Source organism: Pseudomonas sp. NPDC088890, from assembly GCF_044900155.1.
In the GTDB taxonomy this organism is placed as follows: domain Bacteria; phylum Pseudomonadota; class Gammaproteobacteria; order Pseudomonadales; family Pseudomonadaceae; genus Aquipseudomonas; species Aquipseudomonas urmiensis.
Genome location: NZ_JBJDNG010000001.1, coordinates 289,167 through 303,751, shown reverse-complemented (window position 1 = coordinate 303,751; position 14,585 = coordinate 289,167). Strand labels below are relative to the sequence as shown.

General features: G+C 63.7%; 13 protein-coding genes. 2 read left to right on the top strand and 11 right to left on the bottom strand.

Features of this window, described 5'->3' with window-relative positions:
• Positions 1 to 36: 36 nt before the first annotated feature.
• Positions 37 to 615, top strand: a complete 579-nt coding sequence (locus tag ACI2JX_RS01365) for a Maf family protein (protein WP_404689187.1) — start codon at positions 37 to 39, stop codon at positions 613 to 615.
• A 41-nt stretch (positions 616 to 656) separates the two neighbouring features.
• Here the strand turns inward: ACI2JX_RS01365 and sppA are convergent, their stop codons facing one another.
• The 3 genes from sppA to rluC are packed head-to-tail and all read right to left on the bottom strand — an operon-like array spanning position 657 to position 3,292.
• A complete protein-coding gene (gene sppA / locus ACI2JX_RS01360; protein WP_264236949.1) occupies positions 657 to 1,646 on the bottom strand; it encodes a signal peptide peptidase SppA in 990 nt (329 codons plus the stop codon).
• A gap of 2 nt (positions 1,647 to 1,648) precedes the next feature.
• The gene (locus ACI2JX_RS01355) at positions 1,649 to 2,329 is read right to left on the bottom strand and encodes an HAD family hydrolase (RefSeq protein ID WP_264236948.1); all 681 of its coding nucleotides are present in this window, start codon (positions 2,327 to 2,329) and stop codon (positions 1,649 to 1,651) included.
• 6 nt (positions 2,330 to 2,335) lie between these two features.
• Complete coding sequence (gene rluC, locus ACI2JX_RS01350) at positions 2,336 to 3,292, bottom strand: 23S rRNA pseudouridine(955/2504/2580) synthase RluC (RefSeq protein ID WP_186556922.1); 957 nt, start codon at positions 3,290 to 3,292, stop codon at positions 2,336 to 2,338.
• 753 nt (positions 3,293 to 4,045) lie between these two features.
• Between rluC and rne the strand changes: the two genes are divergently transcribed.
• Complete coding sequence (gene rne, locus ACI2JX_RS01345; RefSeq protein WP_404689186.1) at positions 4,046 to 7,279, top strand: ribonuclease E; 3,234 nt, start codon at positions 4,046 to 4,048, stop codon at positions 7,277 to 7,279.
• Between the two features lie 183 nt (positions 7,280 to 7,462).
• Here rne and murB read toward each other — a convergent pair whose 3' ends face one another.
• The 8 genes from murB to ACI2JX_RS01305 form a co-directional block, all read right to left on the bottom strand.
• Positions 7,463 to 8,482 (bottom strand): UDP-N-acetylmuramate dehydrogenase, encoded by a 1,020-nt coding sequence (gene murB / locus ACI2JX_RS01340; RefSeq protein ID WP_404689185.1) that lies wholly within the window; start codon positions 8,480 to 8,482, stop codon positions 7,463 to 7,465.
• Positions 8,479 to 8,943 carry a low molecular weight protein-tyrosine-phosphatase gene (locus tag ACI2JX_RS01335; protein ID WP_404689184.1) on the bottom strand — a complete coding sequence of 155 codons (465 nt, stop codon included), beginning with the start codon at positions 8,941 to 8,943 and terminating at the stop codon, positions 8,479 to 8,481. Before ACI2JX_RS01335 ends, murB begins: the two co-directional genes overlap by 4 nt.
• Positions 8,943 to 9,707, bottom strand: a complete 765-nt coding sequence (gene kdsB, locus ACI2JX_RS01330) for a 3-deoxy-manno-octulosonate cytidylyltransferase (RefSeq protein WP_264236943.1) — start codon at positions 9,705 to 9,707, stop codon at positions 8,943 to 8,945. Before kdsB ends, ACI2JX_RS01335 begins: the two co-directional genes overlap by 1 nt.
• Positions 9,704 to 9,889 (bottom strand): Trm112 family protein, encoded by a 186-nt coding sequence (locus ACI2JX_RS01325; protein WP_028633616.1) that lies wholly within the window; start codon positions 9,887 to 9,889, stop codon positions 9,704 to 9,706. The genes kdsB and ACI2JX_RS01325 overlap by 4 nt, the downstream gene beginning before the upstream one ends.
• A 42-nt stretch (positions 9,890 to 9,931) precedes the next feature.
• Positions 9,932 to 10,942: a tetraacyldisaccharide 4'-kinase gene (gene lpxK, locus ACI2JX_RS01320; RefSeq protein ID WP_368972595.1), complete on the bottom strand. Its 1,011-nt coding sequence runs from the start codon at positions 10,940 to 10,942 to the stop codon at positions 9,932 to 9,934.
• A complete protein-coding gene (locus ACI2JX_RS01315) occupies positions 10,942 to 11,376 on the bottom strand; it encodes a biopolymer transporter ExbD (protein WP_264236939.1) in 435 nt (144 codons plus the stop codon). Before ACI2JX_RS01315 ends, lpxK begins: the two co-directional genes overlap by 1 nt.
• A complete protein-coding gene (locus ACI2JX_RS01310; RefSeq protein WP_186556935.1) occupies positions 11,373 to 12,008 on the bottom strand; it encodes a MotA/TolQ/ExbB proton channel family protein in 636 nt (211 codons plus the stop codon). Before ACI2JX_RS01310 ends, ACI2JX_RS01315 begins: the two co-directional genes overlap by 4 nt.
• Before the next feature lie 225 nt (positions 12,009 to 12,233).
• Positions 12,234 to 14,453 carry a DNA internalization-related competence protein ComEC/Rec2 gene (locus ACI2JX_RS01305; protein WP_404689183.1) on the bottom strand — a complete coding sequence of 740 codons (2,220 nt, stop codon included), beginning with the start codon at positions 14,451 to 14,453 and terminating at the stop codon, positions 12,234 to 12,236.
• Between the last annotated feature and the right edge of the window lie 132 nt (positions 14,454 to 14,585).

The window sequence follows — 14,585 nt, the reverse complement described above, 5'->3', positions numbered from 1 at the left end:
CATGTTAGAATCGGATGATCTGCCCAGGAGTCTACCATGCTTCCCCTGTTATTGGCTTCCAGCTCCCCTTACCGGCGCGAACTGCTCGAGCGCCTGCAGCTGCCCTTCACCTGGGCAAGCCCCGATATAGACGAGCAGCGCCTGGATGACGAGCCGGCTGTCGAGCTGGTTCGACGCCTGGCGCGACAGAAAGCCGAGGCACTTGCGGGCAGCCACTCTGATCATCTGATCATTGGCTCTGACCAGGTTGCCGTGCTGGGCGAACAGATCCTTGGCAAGCCGAACACCTTCGATCGAGCGTGCGAGCAGCTGCTTGCGGCGAGCGGGCAGCACGTTACTTTCCTCACTGGCCTGGCGCTGTACAACAGCCAGACAGGCCAGTGCCAGGTCGACTGCGTGCCGTTTACCGTTGCAATGCGTGAATTGGACCGAGGACGCGTTGAGCGCTATCTGAGGGCTGAGCAGCCGTTTGACTGTGCTGGCAGCTTTAAAGCGGAAGGGTTGGGCGTGAGCCTGTTTCAGAGCACCCATGGCTGCGATGCGACCAGCCTGGTCGGCCTGCCACTGATTCGGCTGGTGGATATGCTGCTTAAGGAAGGGGTGCAGATTCCTTGAGAATTCTGGGGGCGCTTCGCCCCCAGACTCGTCGTTCAACCTTAACGCAGGGTCGGCCCCTGGAACCCCATCCACATGGCCAAATGCTCAGCCACACTGGCACCAATGCGCTTGGAGAAACGATCGAACGGCGATTCCTGGACAGTGAAATCGACCAGGTTCTTCTCACCGACAATATCCCGCGCCACATAGCTGGCACTACCCAGACCATCCACCAACCCCAGCGCCTTGGCCTGTTCACCCGACCAGATCAGGCCGCTGAACAGCTCTGGATGCTCCTTGTCCTTCAAGCGCTCGCCGCGACCCTGCTTGACCATGGCAATGAACTGCTGGTGGGTCGTGTTGAGCACACCCTGCCAGAACTCGGTCTCTTCAGGCTTGGCTGGCGAGAACGGATCAAGAAACGCCTTGTGCTCACCGGCGGTGTAGGTACGACGCTCCACCCCCAGCTTGTCCATGGTACCGACAAAGCCGTAGCCCGCTGCGGTCACCCCGATCGAACCGACCAGGCTCGCCTTGTCGGCGTAGATCTCGTCCGCCGCACTGGCGATGTAATACGCACCCGAAGCCCCCAGATCGGCGATCACCGCATACAACTTGATCTGCGGGTACTCGGCCCGCAGGCGACGGATCTCGTCATACACATAACCGGACTGCACCGGACTGCCGCCGGGGCTGTTGATGCGCATCACCACAGCCTTGGTCTTGGCGTCCTTGAACGCCTCACGCAGGCTCTTGACGATATTGTCGGCACTGGCGGCCTCCTGGTCGGCAATGATGCCACGCACTTCGACCAACGCCGTGTGGCTGTCGCTGCGCGAGGCAGTGCTATCCATGCTCATCAGCGGCGAGAACAGGAACAGGATGCCGAACAGATAGAGGAACGTCAGCAGCTTGAAGAAGATGCCCCAGCGCCGCGCTCGGCGCTGCTCTTGCACTCCGGCCAGCAAGGTCTTCTCCAGCAGCTTCCAGCTCTTGCGATCTTCATCCTCGACCACCTCGGTCTTGGGCGCTTTCCACTCGTCAGCCATGCTCACCTACCTTGGAATTGAAGTTGCGCCGAACCACTCAACCACTGGCGCAACTGGGAAAAATGATCGATACAGACCTGCGGGCCAAATTCAGCCAGCGCCTGCAGCGACATCGCGCCGTAGCCCACCGCCACCGAATGCATCCCGGCATTGCTGGCCATCTGCAGATCGAACGCCGAATCTCCGACCATCAGCGCCTGTCCGGGTTCGACCTGGCAATGCGCAAGAATCTCTTCGAGCATCAGCGGATGGGGCTTGCCGCGGGTTTCGTCGGCCGCCCGGGTGATGTCGAAGAACTGCTCCCAGCCATTGGCCTTGAGCACCCGATCCAACCCGCGACGCGCCTTGCCGGTCGCCACCGCCAGACGATAACCCTCGGCACGAAAAGCATCCAGCGACTCCAGCACGCCTTCGAACAACGGCGAAGGCTGCTGATCGAGTGCCATGTAGACGTCGGCATAGTGCTGGCGGAAGACCTCGACCTGGACCGGCTCAAGATGGGGATAGAGCACCGAGATCGCCTCGCTCAGCGCCAGACCAATGATGCCCTTCACCGCATCTTCGGCGCTTGGCGCCTCGCCTGCACGCTCGGCCGCCAGGTTCATGGCCAGGACAATGCGCCCGATCGAGTCGGCCAACGTGCCATCCCAATCGAAGACCAACAGCTCATAGCGTTTACTCATCGACAATCAGCTCGCACTCAAGCGCTCCACGGTCTTGGCCCACATCTCATCGACCGGCGCCTCGATCTTCAGCTCGCCGCCATCGGGCAGCGGCACCGTCAGGGCATAGGCATGCAAGAACAGGCGCTTGCCCCCCAGCTCACGGATCTCGCGAGTGAAGTCCTCGTCACCGTACTTGCTGTCGCCGGCGATCATGTGACCGGCATGCAGGGTGTGCACGCGGATCTGGTGCGTACGACCGGTAATCGGCCGCGCCTCGACCATGGTGGCGAACTCGCCGAAGCGGCGCAGCACGCGGAACAGGGTCAGCGCGTCCTTGCCTTCGTCATTGATTTCGACCATGCGCTCGCCCGAGCGCAAGTTGCTCTTTTGCAGCGGCGCATTGACCTGCTTCTTCGATGTCGGCCAGTGACCGCGCACCAGCGCCATGTAGCGCTTGTCGACACCATCGCCGCGCAGGGCGGCATGCAGGTGGCGCAACATGCTGCGCTTCTTGGCGATCATCAACAGGCCGGAAGTGTCGCGATCCAGGCGATGGACCAGCTCCAGCTCCTTGGCATCCGGGCGCAGCTGACGCAGCGCCTCGATCACCCCAAAGCTCAGGCCGCTGCCGCCATGCACGGCGATACCGGCTGGCTTGTTGAGCACGATCAGCGCCTTGTCTTCATAGACAATCGCTGCCTCCAGGCGCTGCAACAGCGCCTGGGCAACCGGTACCGGCTCGTCGCGCTCAGGCAGTCGGACGGGCGGTACCCGCACGATGTCGCCGGCCTGGATCTTGTACTCAGGCTTGACCCGCCCCTTGTTGACCCGCACCTCACCCTTGCGCAGGATGCGGTAGACCAGGGTCTTGGGCACGCCCTTGAGGGCCGTGATAAGGAAATTGTCGATACGTTGGCCGGCAAGCTCCGGCGCGACTTCGATCAGCTGAACGCCGGAAGTCGGAGGGGTATTGGTCGTCATTGCTCGATCATAACAATTTTTTATGGAATTGAAGCACTTAATCATTACTGCTATAGTCGCGAACGCCGCCAAAAGCGGCAGGCCAGCGGCACCTGGCTCTACGCCGGGCCCTGACCATCGCAATTCTCGAGGACGCGAGGCCGTCCTACGGGGTTTTCGCCAGTTTACCGAAATGCCTGGAATCGCCACCAGCGCCGAGTAGAGAAGACCGAAAAAAAACGACAAGCGCGGTGTTTCACCTGCTTTCCCGCTTCTTTTCGCTGGACCTCTGCCCCGCCACCGTCGCTTCCGCGTCACACCCGGCGAATGCTTCGGAAATACCTGCCTTGGACATGAATGGCGTCAGCTTCTGAATCGAAGCTGGCGAAAAATGCAACCCGTTGCGGATTCAGCGCGCGGCAGCACCCGAATTTTCAGGGATACGTGCAGGGTGGAGATGTACAGCCTCCCGGATCGTGTAGCACGGCGTTCGGCCACCGGCCCTCTGTAATGGCCCGGCGAGCGAGCCTCGATGTTCTCCAGATGCCTACGGGCGTCCACGATTCACTGGCTGATTCCTCCTCCTGACTGAGTGCACTTGGCACCGCAGCAACAGGACGCGTCGTCGCGACCACGGCAGGCTGGGCAACCGGCTGGTGCCGAATGTCGCCGACACGGGGGTGGCTCGCTACCCTTTGCGCACCTTGGCACCGACCATGAGAAGTCGTGTGTGCCGAACGCCGTTTCCGGCAGCCCGGAAACCGACGGTACAACATGAAAAGAATGCTGATTAACGCAACTCAACCCGAAGAGTTGCGTGTAGCCCTGGTGGATGGCCAACGCCTCTACGACCTGGATATCGAATCCGGCGCCCGTGAGCAGAAAAAGGCCAACATCTACAAAGGCAAGATCACCCGGATCGAGCCCAGCCTCGAAGCCGCCTTCGTCGACTTCGGCTCCGACCGTCACGGCTTCCTGCCGCTGAAGGAAATCTCCCGCGAGTACTTCAAAAAGGCCCCTGAGGGCCGCGTCAACATCAAGGAAGTGCTCAGCGAAGGCCAGGAAGTCATCGTCCAGGTCGAGAAGGAAGAGCGCGGCAACAAAGGCGCCGCCCTGACCACCTTCATCAGCCTGGCTGGCCGCTACCTGGTACTGATGCCTAACAACCCCCGTGCAGGCGGTATTTCCCGTCGCATCGAAGGCGAAGAGCGCAACGAACTGCGCGAAGCCCTCAATGGCCTGACCGTGCCGGGCGACATGGGCCTGATCGTGCGCACTGCCGGCCTTGGCCGCAGCAGCGAAGAGATGCAGTGGGACCTGGACTACCTGCTGCAACTGTGGACCGCAATTAAAGAAGCCTCGCTGGACCGCACTGCGCCGTTCCTGATCTACCAGGAAAGCAACGTCATCATCCGCGCGATCCGCGACTACCTGCGCCAGGACATCGGCGAAGTGCTGATCGACAGCATCGATGCCCAGGAAGAAGCCCTGACCTTCATCCGCCAGGTGATGCCGCAGTACGCCAGCAAGGTCAAGCTGTACGAAGACAGCGTACCGCTGTTCAACCGCTTCCAGATCGAAAGCCAGAACGAGACCGCCTTCCAGCGCGTGGTCGACCTGCCTTCCGGCGGCTCGATCGTGATCGACCCGACCGAAGCCCTGGTGTCAATCGACATCAACTCGGCGCGTGCCACCAAAGGCAGCGACATCGAAGAAACCGCCCTGCAGACCAACCTGGAAGCGGCCGAGGAAATCGCCCGCCAACTGCGTCTGCGTGATATCGGCGGCCTGATCGTCATCGACTTCATCGACATGACCCCAGCCAAGAACCAGCGCGCCGTCGAAGAGCGCGTGCGCGAGTGCCTGGAAGCTGACCGCGCCCGTGTCCAGGTTGGCCGGATCTCGCGCTTCGGCCTGCTGGAAATGTCCCGTCAGCGCCTGCGCCCATCGCTGGGCGAGAGCAGCGGCATCGTCTGCCCACGCTGCTCGGGCACCGGTATCATCCGTGACGTCGAGTCGCTGTCGCTGGCAATCCTGCGTCTGATCGAAGAAGAAGCCCTGAAGGACCGCACTGCTGAAGTGCGTGCCCAAGTGCCAATCCCGGTGGCCGCGTTCTTGCTCAACGAGAAACGCAACTCGATCACCAAGATCGAACTGCGTACGCGCGCACGGATCATCATCCTGCCGAACGATCACCTGGAAACCCCGCACTTCGAAGTCCAGCGCCTGCGCGACGACAATCCGGACGTGCTGACCAACCAGTCCAGCTACGAAATCGCTGCCACCGAAACCGAGGAAGCGCCGCAACCGACCGCCGCCACTCGCACCCTGGTTCGCCAGGAAGCAGCGGTCAAGACGGCCCCGGCGCGCACCAACGCTCCGGTTCCTGCCGCAGCACCAGAACAGCCCGCTGCCCCTGCCGCAGCAGCTGCCAATGCGCCTGAGCCAAGCCTGTTCAAAGGCCTGGTCAAGTCGCTGGTCAGCCTGTTCGCCGGCAAGGACGAGCCTGTCGCTGCACCCGCTGCTACCACCGAGAAGCCTGCTACCGAGCGCCCACAGCGCAACGAAGAGCGGCGCAACGGTCGCCAGCAGAGCCGCAACCGCAACGGCCGCCGCGATGAAGACCGCAAGCCGCGCGAAGAGCGTCAACCGCGTGAAGAACGCGCTCCACGTGAAGAGCGTGCACCACGCGAAGAACGCGCTCCACGCCAGGACCGCCGCGGCAACCGTGAGGAACGCCCAGTTCGCGAACTGCGCGAACCTCTGGACGCCGCACCGGCTGCCCGCGAAGAACGTGCTCCTCGTGAAGAGCGTGCACCTCGTGAGGAGCGCGCACCACGCGAAGAACGCGCCCCTCGTGAAGAGCGCACACCACGCGAAGAACGTGCTCCTCGTGAAGAGCGCGCACCACGCGAAGAACGTGCTCCTCGTGAAGAGCGCGCACCACGCGAAGAACGCGCCCCTCGTGAAGAGCGCGCACCGCGTGAAGAACGTGCTCCTCGCGAAGAGCGCGCGCCACGCGAAGAACGCGCTCCTCGTGAAGAGCGTGCACCGCGTGAAGAACGCGCTCCTCGTGAAGAACGCCAGCCACGCGCTGCCGAACAGGCCGCCGAGCAGGCAGCGGAAATCGCCGACGAGCAACTGCCAAACGAAGAGCTGCTGCAGGACGAGCAACTGGAAGGCGCCGATGGCGAGCGTCCACGTCGTCGTTCCCGTGGCCAGCGTCGTCGCAGCAACCGTCGCGAGCGTCAGCGTAACGCCAATGGCGAGCTGATCGATGGCGATGAAGAAGCCACTGATGAGCAGCAGCCACAGCAGCACCAAGCGACCGAACTGGGTGCCGAACTGGCAGCTGGCCTGGCCGTCACCGCTGCCGTTGCCACCAGCAACATCAGCGCTGAAGCTGAGGCCCAGGCCAATCAACAGGCTGAAATCGCCACTGCCGAGGCCCCAGAGACTGCGACAGGCGAAGTCATCGCCCTGCCATCTGAGCCTAACGCCCAGGTAGAACAAACCGTTGCCGCCGCACCTGTGGTCGAGCAGCCGTTCAGCGAGCCGGTAGCCGTGGTCGAGCCAAGCGCCGAGCCAGTTGTCGAAGTGGTGCCGCAAGCTGTCGTTGAAGCGCCTGTCGCTGAAGCTGCTGAGCCACAAGTTGCTGTCGAGGCAGTAGCCAGCGAAACTCCAGCGGTTGAATCGGGTGAAGCCGAGAAAGCGCCGGAAGTTGCCGAAGCTGCACCGGTCGCACCGGTCGAGGCGCCAGTAGCTGAGCAACCTGCTGCTCCGGCTGTCGAAGCCAAGCCTGAGGTTGTCGAGCCAGCACCGGTTGCCGCTGAACCTGCACCGGTCATGCTGCCTAACGGCCGCGCGCCAAACGACCCACGTGAAGTGCGTCGTCGCAAGCGTGAAGCCGAGGCCGCCGCTGCTGCCGCAGCCGCAGCACAGGCTGCTGAAGCTGCGCAACCTGAAGCCCTGGAAACAACCGAAGAGCAGAAGCCTCATCACGGTTGATTGCAACGGCTGAATGAAAAAGCCCCGCCAGTGTGAACTGGCGGGGCTTTTTCATGGCTTTTGGTAATGTGCGGCCTGTACAAGCCTTATCGCGGGGCAAGCCCGCTCCCACGCAATAGATTCGATTACCTGGGGTACGTGGGAGCGGGCTTGCCCCGCGATCAGGCCATCACAGGCAGGCCCTCAATACAGATTTGGCTCCATCTCCAGCTCAACCCCAAACCGCTCGAGAATATCCGCCTGGATCTTGCGCGCCAGCTCATGCAGCTGCACCCCGGTCGCCTGGCCATAATTGACCAGCACCAGCGACTGCAAACGATGCACGCCCGCATCACCCTCACGATGCCCCTTCCAACCCGCCTGCTCGATCAACCAGCCCGCAGCCAGCTTCACCTGGCCATTGGCCTGGGGATATGCCACCACACTCGGATAGCGCGCACGGATCTGTTCAGTCAGGGCAGCACTGACCACCGGGTTCTTGAAGAAACTGCCGGCATTGCCCAGTTCGAGCGGATCCGGCAGCTTCTCGCGGCGAATACTGCAAATCGCATCACTGATCGCCTGGGCAGTGGGCTGCTCGATGCCCTGCTCACTCAGACGCTGACGCACCGGCCCGTAGTCCAGGTGCGCCCGCAGCGTGCGATCGAGGGCAAAGCGCACCCGCAGAATCAGCCAACGCCCCGGCTCGCGCTTGAACAGGCTGTCGCGATAGCCGAATGCGCACTCTTCAAGGCCAAAATCACGTAGCTCGCCGGTCTGGCGATCCAGCGCCGTCAGCCCTGCGAATACATCCTTGATCTCCACCCCATAGGCACCCACGTTCTGCATCGGCGCAGCGCCTACGGTGCCAGGGATCAAACTGAGATTTTCCAGGCCGCTCAGACCTTGCTCCAGGCTCCACTGGACGAAGCCATGCCAGGGCTCGCCAGCCTCGGCCTCGACCACCACCCGACCGCCCTGCTCGCTCAGCACCCGGCGACCTCGGCTGGCCATATGCAGTACCAGGGCATCGATGTCATGGGTGAGTAACAGGTTGCTGCCACCACCAATCACCAGCACTGCAACATGCCGCTGCGCCGCATCGGCCAGCGCCGCACGCACGTCATCGTCATTGCGCGCTTGAGTGAAATAGCGCGCCTTGACGTCGATGCCGAAGGTGTTGAACGGCTTGAGCGAGACCCGCTCCTGCCACTGCGCCGTCATAGCCGCCCCTTGATTTCCACAACCAGCTCCTGGCAGGCCGCCTCGATCAGGTCCAGGACCTGCTCGAAGCCGCCGGCGCCGCCGTAATACGGGTCGGGCACTTCGTCCAGCGCCGCGCCATAGCGGCGCAGGAACAGATCGAGCTCAGCGCTTGCCGCGTGCGGGCGCAACGCCTGCAAATGGGCAAGGTTGCTCTTGTCCATGGCCAGCACCAGATCGTACTCGGCGAAATGGCCAGCACTGACCTGCTGGGCACGCTGCGCCGACAGGTCGTAGCCGCGGCTTAGCGCTGCACGGCAGGTACGCGCGTCGGGCGCCTTGCCCACGTGCCAGTCGCCCGTCCCGGCAGACGCTACATGGACCTGGTCAGCCAGGCCGGCAACCTGCAATTGATGGCGCAACACACCCTCGGCCGTTGGCGAACGGCAGATATTGCCCAGGCAGACGAACAGAACGCGCATCAAACCTCCAGCAAGCGCCGAACGCGCTCCAGGTCTTCAGGGGTATCGACACCCACGGCAGGCGCCTCGATGGCGTCCTCGACATGAATGCGCACGCCATGCCACAACGCCCGCAGCTGCTCCAGCGCCTCGGTTTGCTCGAGCCAGCACGGGCCCCAGCTGACGAAGTCTTGCAGGAAGCCCACGCGGTAGGCGTACATGCCGATGTGGCGACGATAAGGCACTGCATTCGGCAGTTGCTCACGATCCTTGGCGAAGGCGTCACGCGCCCAGGGCAGCGGCGCGCGGCTGAACGTCAAGGCAAGGCCATGCTTGTCGCTGACGACTTTGACCGCATTGGGGTTGAACACCGTCTGCGGCTCATGGATCGGCTCGGCCAGGGTGGCGATGCCCGCCTCAGGGTGCGCCGCCAGGTTGGCCGCCACCTGATCGATGATCACTGGCGGAATCAGCGGCTCGTCACCTTGCACATTGACCACGATGGCATCGCTGGGCAGACCCAGGTGCGCGGCAACTTCGGCCAAACGGTCGGTGCCGGATTCATGATCGGCGCGCGTCAGCAGCACTTCGGCGCCGAACGCCTGGCACGCCTCGACGATGCTGGCATCGTCAGTGGCGATGACCACGCGGCTGGCACCGCTCTTACGCGCCTGTTCCCACACGTGCTGGACCATCGGCTTGCCGGCGATCGGCAGCAATGGCTTGCCCGGCAAGCGCGTCGAGCGCAGGCGAGCGGGGATCACCACGGTGAAATTCAGGCTCATTTGTCCAGACGCTCGTCGTCAGTCAGGGTGCGCGCTTCGCTTTCCAGCATGACCGGGATGCCGTCACGCACTGGATAAGCCAGGCCTGCGCCTTTACTGATCAGCTCGGTCTTGTCGGCGCTGAGCTTGAGCGGGCCTTTAGTGATCGGGCAGGCCAGGATGTCGAGCAGTTTGGTGTCCATGGAAGCTTCCTTGAGGCCAGTGGCCGGAAAAATGAATAGGGCTCAGGGCTGACGGCGCGCAGGCAGCAGGCGCTCGAGCTGAGCGTCGAACCAGCCGACGAAGGCTGGCGAAGGCTGCGCTTCGACCGCCAGGTACCACCAGTCGTCAGCGGCGAACGCGCGGCACTTCACCGCATCTTTTTCAGTCATTACCAGCGGCAAAGCCGGGCTGAACGTCAGCGCCTGGGCAGAGAACTGCGCATGGTCGGCGAAAGGATGCGGCACAGGCTGCCAGTTTAGCCCCAGCAGGGTATTGAAGAAACGTTGTGGGTTACCAATACCAGCCACCGCGTGCAGGGCCTGGCCGGGCGGAAAATGCTCAAGCGAATGGCGCTCGCCGCTGCGCAGGTTGATCAGCGCTGAGGGCTGCAACTGGAAAGCAAAACCGCCATCACGGTCGCCGCTCGCGCCGTTGTACAGAACGGCATCCGCGTCTTGGAGACGCTCGACCGGCTCACGCAGCGGGCCTGCCGGCAGGCAGCGGCGATTGCCCAGTCCACGCGCAGCATCGATCAGCACCAGCTCAAGGTCGCGGGCCAGGCGATAATGCTGCATGCCGTCGTCACATAAGATCAGGTCCAGCGGCTCGCTGGCCAACAGCGCCTGCACGGCGCGGGAGCGATCAGGGTCGATCATCAGCGGCACGCCGGTGCGCTGGACGATCAGCAACGGCTCGTCGCCTGCCTGCTCTGCACTGTGAGTCGCCTCGACCCGCCAGGGCAACTGCGCAGGCTTGGCGCCATAACCGCGACTGACCACGCCCACCCGCAGCCCCTGACGGCGGCAGTGCTCGATCAGCCAGAGGATCATCGGCGTCTTGCCGGTACCGCCAACAGTGATATTGCCCACCACGATCACCGGTACGGGGGCGCGGTAGCTGGCACTCTCGCCGCTGAGAAAGCGCGCACGCTTGCGCAGCACAACGCGCCGGTACAGCGCCTCCAGCGGGCGCAACAGGGCCAAGGCCGGATGCCCGGCATACCAGGCCTCCAGCAGACGATCGGCGAAAGCCATCAGGGCGTCCCCGGCGCCGCCTCGACGGTGGTTATGCGCAGTTGGCTGAAACCGAGCTTGCCGGCAGCATCCATTGCGGTAACCACAGCCTGGTGCGGCGTCTTGCCATCAGCACTGATCGACAGCGGCAACTGGGTGTCGCCACCGGACTCCTGCTGCAGCGCCTCGGTCAGGGTCGCCAGGTCGCTCTTGGGCAGCAGGTGGTTGTTCACCGAATACACGCCGTCGGCGCTGATGGTGATGTCCACCCGCTTACCCTCGTCGGCGCTAGGCGGCGCGGCCGTGGTGGCCTCCGGCAGCTCGACGCGCAGCTGGTTCTCGCGGGTGAAGGTGGTGGTGACGACGAAAAACAGCAGCAGCACGAACACCACGTCGATCAACGACGCCAGGTTGATGTCGACGTTCTCGCGCTGGCGATTGCGCCGAAACTTCACGCCTTGCCTCCAGCCACTTCCACTTCGCGGTCACCCTGCACGACCTCGACCAGCTTGATCGCCTCTTGCTCCATGCCCACCACCAGCTCATCGATACGACGCAGCAGGAAACGGTGGAAGAATACCGCCGGGATACCGACCATCAGGCCTGCGGCCGTGGTGACCAGGGCCTTGGAAATACCGCCGGCGAGCACCGAGGCGTTGGCCGTCATCTGCGAGCCCATGAAGGCGCTGAAGATATCGATCATGCCCAGCACCGTGCCGAGCAGGCCGAGCAGCGGCGCCATCGCAGCGATGGTGCCCAGGGTGCTGATGTAGCGCTCCAGCTCATGAATGACGCGCGAGGCGGCCTCTTCGATGCACTCTTTCATGATCTCGCGGCCATGGCGCGAGTTGGCCAGGCCTGCGGCAAGGATCTCGCCCAGTGGCGAATCGGCGCGCAGGGCCTTGAGCTTGTCACTGGTGAGCTGCTTGTCCTTGATCCACATCCACACCTGGCCGAGCAGGTGCGGCGGGGTCACGCGACTGGCGCGCAGGGTCCACAGGCGTTCGGCGACGATCGCCATGGCGGCGATGGAGCTCAGAATGATCGGCAGCATCATCCAACCACCGGACTTGACCAATTCCCACACAGTAAGCATCCCCTCGGAAAAAGGCCGCCACTCTAACATAGGACGCAGGTCGCCTCATCTGCCGGAGGTCGCAATGCGCAGCAGCGCATCGCTCCAAATTCGCTGACAGGCCACAGGCACTGGGCTACCCCCGAGAAGCTGGATTGGTATCCAACTTCTCGGGGGCCGTCCACACCGTGGGAGCGGGCTTGCCCCGCGAAGAGGTCGGCCCAGCCTATGCTCTACTCAATCCCCAGTACGCCAGAACCGCCGCTGCCCCCGCTGCCCCTCTACACCGCCAAAGCTACCCAGGCGCAAACTCAAGGCCCCCTCGATCGCCGTGTCGTGAATCACCATCCCATGCCGCTGATAACGCTCGATCACCTGCGCATGCGGATGCCCAAAACCGTTGTACCGCCCCCGCGAAATCAATACCCCACGCGGCGCCGTGGCGCGGATGAACGGTTCAGTGGAAGAACTGCGACTGCCATGATGCGGCGATTGCAGCCAGTCGATCCGCGTCTGGCCATTGGCCGCCAGCCAGGCCCGTTCGGCCCCGGCTTCAATATCCCCGGCCAGTAGCAGCCGCTCGCCATTGGCCTCGACCAGTAGCACGCAAGAGCGCTCATTGCTCCCTGGCCCCTCGGGCCAATGCCAGAGCGAAAAACTCACCCCATCCCACTCCCAGCTCTCGCCTGTCAGGCACGTGTCCGCTTGCAATACCGCTGGCAGTTCAGCGGGCTCCCCGGCCAGCACCCGGGCAATCGGTAGAACGCGGTGAACAGCCAACGCACCCCCAGCATGATCGGCATGGGCATGGCTAATCAGCATGGCGTCCAGCTGATTCACCCCCAGCTTGCGCAGGGTGGGCAGCACTACCGTCTGCCCCAGATCACTGTCACCTTGCGCGGGACCTGCGTCGTAGAGCAGGTTGTGCAGGCGGGTACGCAGCAGTATCGCCAGCCCTTGCCCGACATCCAGTTGCAGCACTTGCACCTGGCCATGCGGCACTGACTCTTTCGGCGCCCACAACGCCAGCAGCATCACGGCCCCCAAGCCTCGTAGCGGCAAGCCACGAGGCAGCAGCACCAGCCAGGCGCCGCTGGCGACCAGCAGCCAAGCGACCAACGGCAAAGGCCGAGGTATCCAGGCGGGCTGCCAGTGGGCCAAGTGGCCGAGCGCGCGAAACAGCCAATCCAGCGCCCCGCCCGCCAGCCACAAAAGCGACTCGCCTACCCCCGCCACAGGCAGCAGAACAGTGCCAAGCAATGCCAAAGGCAGGACCAGCAGACTGATCCAGGGCACAGCCAGCAAATTGGCCACAGGTGCGCTGACACTGATCGGCAGCCCCACCGCTAGCAACACCGGGAGCAGGCCGACAGCGATCACCCACTGCGCCCGGGTCCAGGCCTGCCAAGGCCGCCAGCCACCGAGCCGGTGGGCGAAGCAGTAGACCAGCACCGCCACCGCCGCAAACGACAACCAAAACCCTGGCAACAGGCTGGCCAACGGCTCGATCAGCAACACGCCGCCCAACGCCAGCAATAGCGGCACGCCGGTGCCCAGATGACGAAAACGCAAGCGCCAGGCCAGCACTACCGCCAGCATCAGGCAAGCGCGCTGCACCGGCACGGCGAACCCCGCCAGCCAGCCATACGCCAATCCTGCCGCCATTGCCAGGCCACAGGCCCAGGGCAACCACGGCCAGCGATGCGGCCAGGCGCCACAACGAGCCATGAACGCCACCAGCCCATACATCAGCCCCGCAGCCAGGCCGATGTGCTGCCCGGAGATCACCAGCAAGTGCACTGTGCCGCTGGCCTGCAGGGTCTGCCAGTCTTCGCGCGCCAGCCCCGAGCCATCCCCGAGTACCAGTGCGACCAAAGCGGCTTCGCGGCCCTGGCCATCCACCGCCAGCAAGCGCTGACGCAGACTGTCGCGCCAGCCGCCGGAGACTGGCGTCAGCAGTTGCCCGGCCTTGACCGTACCGGTCGCACCGATCCTGCGAGCCAACAGCGTCGCTTCGCGGTCTGGCCCGTGGGGGTTGAGCAGGCCGTGCGGGCGCTTGAGTGTGACCGCCAGGCGCCAACGCTCGCCGGCCTGCACGTGCGGCCCGGCAAACCAGCTCAACTGCAGGCGCTTGGGCAGATCAGCGCGGCGCGACGCTGCCTCATCCAGCTCAAAGCGCACGCCTCGGCCAGTTTGTGCTGGCAGCCCCACCACCCTGCCCTCCAGCCACAAGGTGCGGCCATCCAGATTGGCCGCCAGACGGTCATCCAGCGCTTGCTGCGCCGACCAACACGCCCAGCAAAAGCCCAGCAGCAGCCAACCCAGCGGCCAAACGCGCGTGCACAAGCAGCCCAGCCCAAGCAAAAGCAGGATCAACAGCCATCCGACCGATGGCAAAACCGGAAGAAAACGCAGGGCCAGCAACCCCGCGGCGAGCGCAAACATCCCTGTGCGCATGAGGTAGAGCTCCGCAAGCCGATAAGCCTGCACAGCAATAGCGCAATTGGCGCCTAATCTTGCTCAACAATTGTCACAAACTCTGAACAAGCCGGTCAGGGAATCAAGGCATACTGACCCCCTTCAAACCCG

Excerpts from the sequence above, each read along its gene's own strand:
- ACI2JX_RS01325 (WP_028633616.1), bottom strand. The coding sequence starts at position 9,889 with ATGGACACCAAACTGCTCGACATCCTGGCCTGCCCGATCACTAAAGGC.
- ACI2JX_RS01335 (WP_404689184.1), bottom strand. The coding sequence starts at position 8,943 with ATGCGCGTTCTGTTCGTCTGCCTGGGCAATATCTGCCGTTCGCCAACG.
- rluC (WP_186556922.1), bottom strand. The coding sequence starts at position 3,292 with ATGACGACCAATACCCCTCCGACTTCCGGCGTTCAGCTGATCGAAGTC.
- lpxK (WP_368972595.1), bottom strand. The coding sequence starts at position 10,942 with ATGGCTTTCGCCGATCGTCTGCTGGAGGCCTGGTATGCCGGGCATCCG.
- ACI2JX_RS01365 (WP_404689187.1), top strand. The coding sequence starts at position 37 with ATGCTTCCCCTGTTATTGGCTTCCAGCTCCCCTTACCGGCGCGAACTG.
- sppA (WP_264236949.1), bottom strand. The coding sequence starts at position 1,646 with ATGGCTGACGAGTGGAAAGCGCCCAAGACCGAGGTGGTCGAGGATGAA.
- kdsB (WP_264236943.1), bottom strand. The coding sequence starts at position 9,707 with ATGAGCCTGAATTTCACCGTGGTGATCCCCGCTCGCCTGCGCTCGACG.
- ACI2JX_RS01355 (WP_264236948.1), bottom strand. The coding sequence starts at position 2,329 with ATGAGTAAACGCTATGAGCTGTTGGTCTTCGATTGGGATGGCACGTTG.
- murB (WP_404689185.1), bottom strand. The coding sequence starts at position 8,482 with ATGACGGCGCAGTGGCAGGAGCGGGTCTCGCTCAAGCCGTTCAACACC.
- rne (WP_404689186.1), top strand. The coding sequence starts at position 4,046 with ATGAAAAGAATGCTGATTAACGCAACTCAACCCGAAGAGTTGCGTGTA.
- ACI2JX_RS01305 (WP_404689183.1), bottom strand. The coding sequence starts at position 14,453 with ATGCGCACAGGGATGTTTGCGCTCGCCGCGGGGTTGCTGGCCCTGCGT.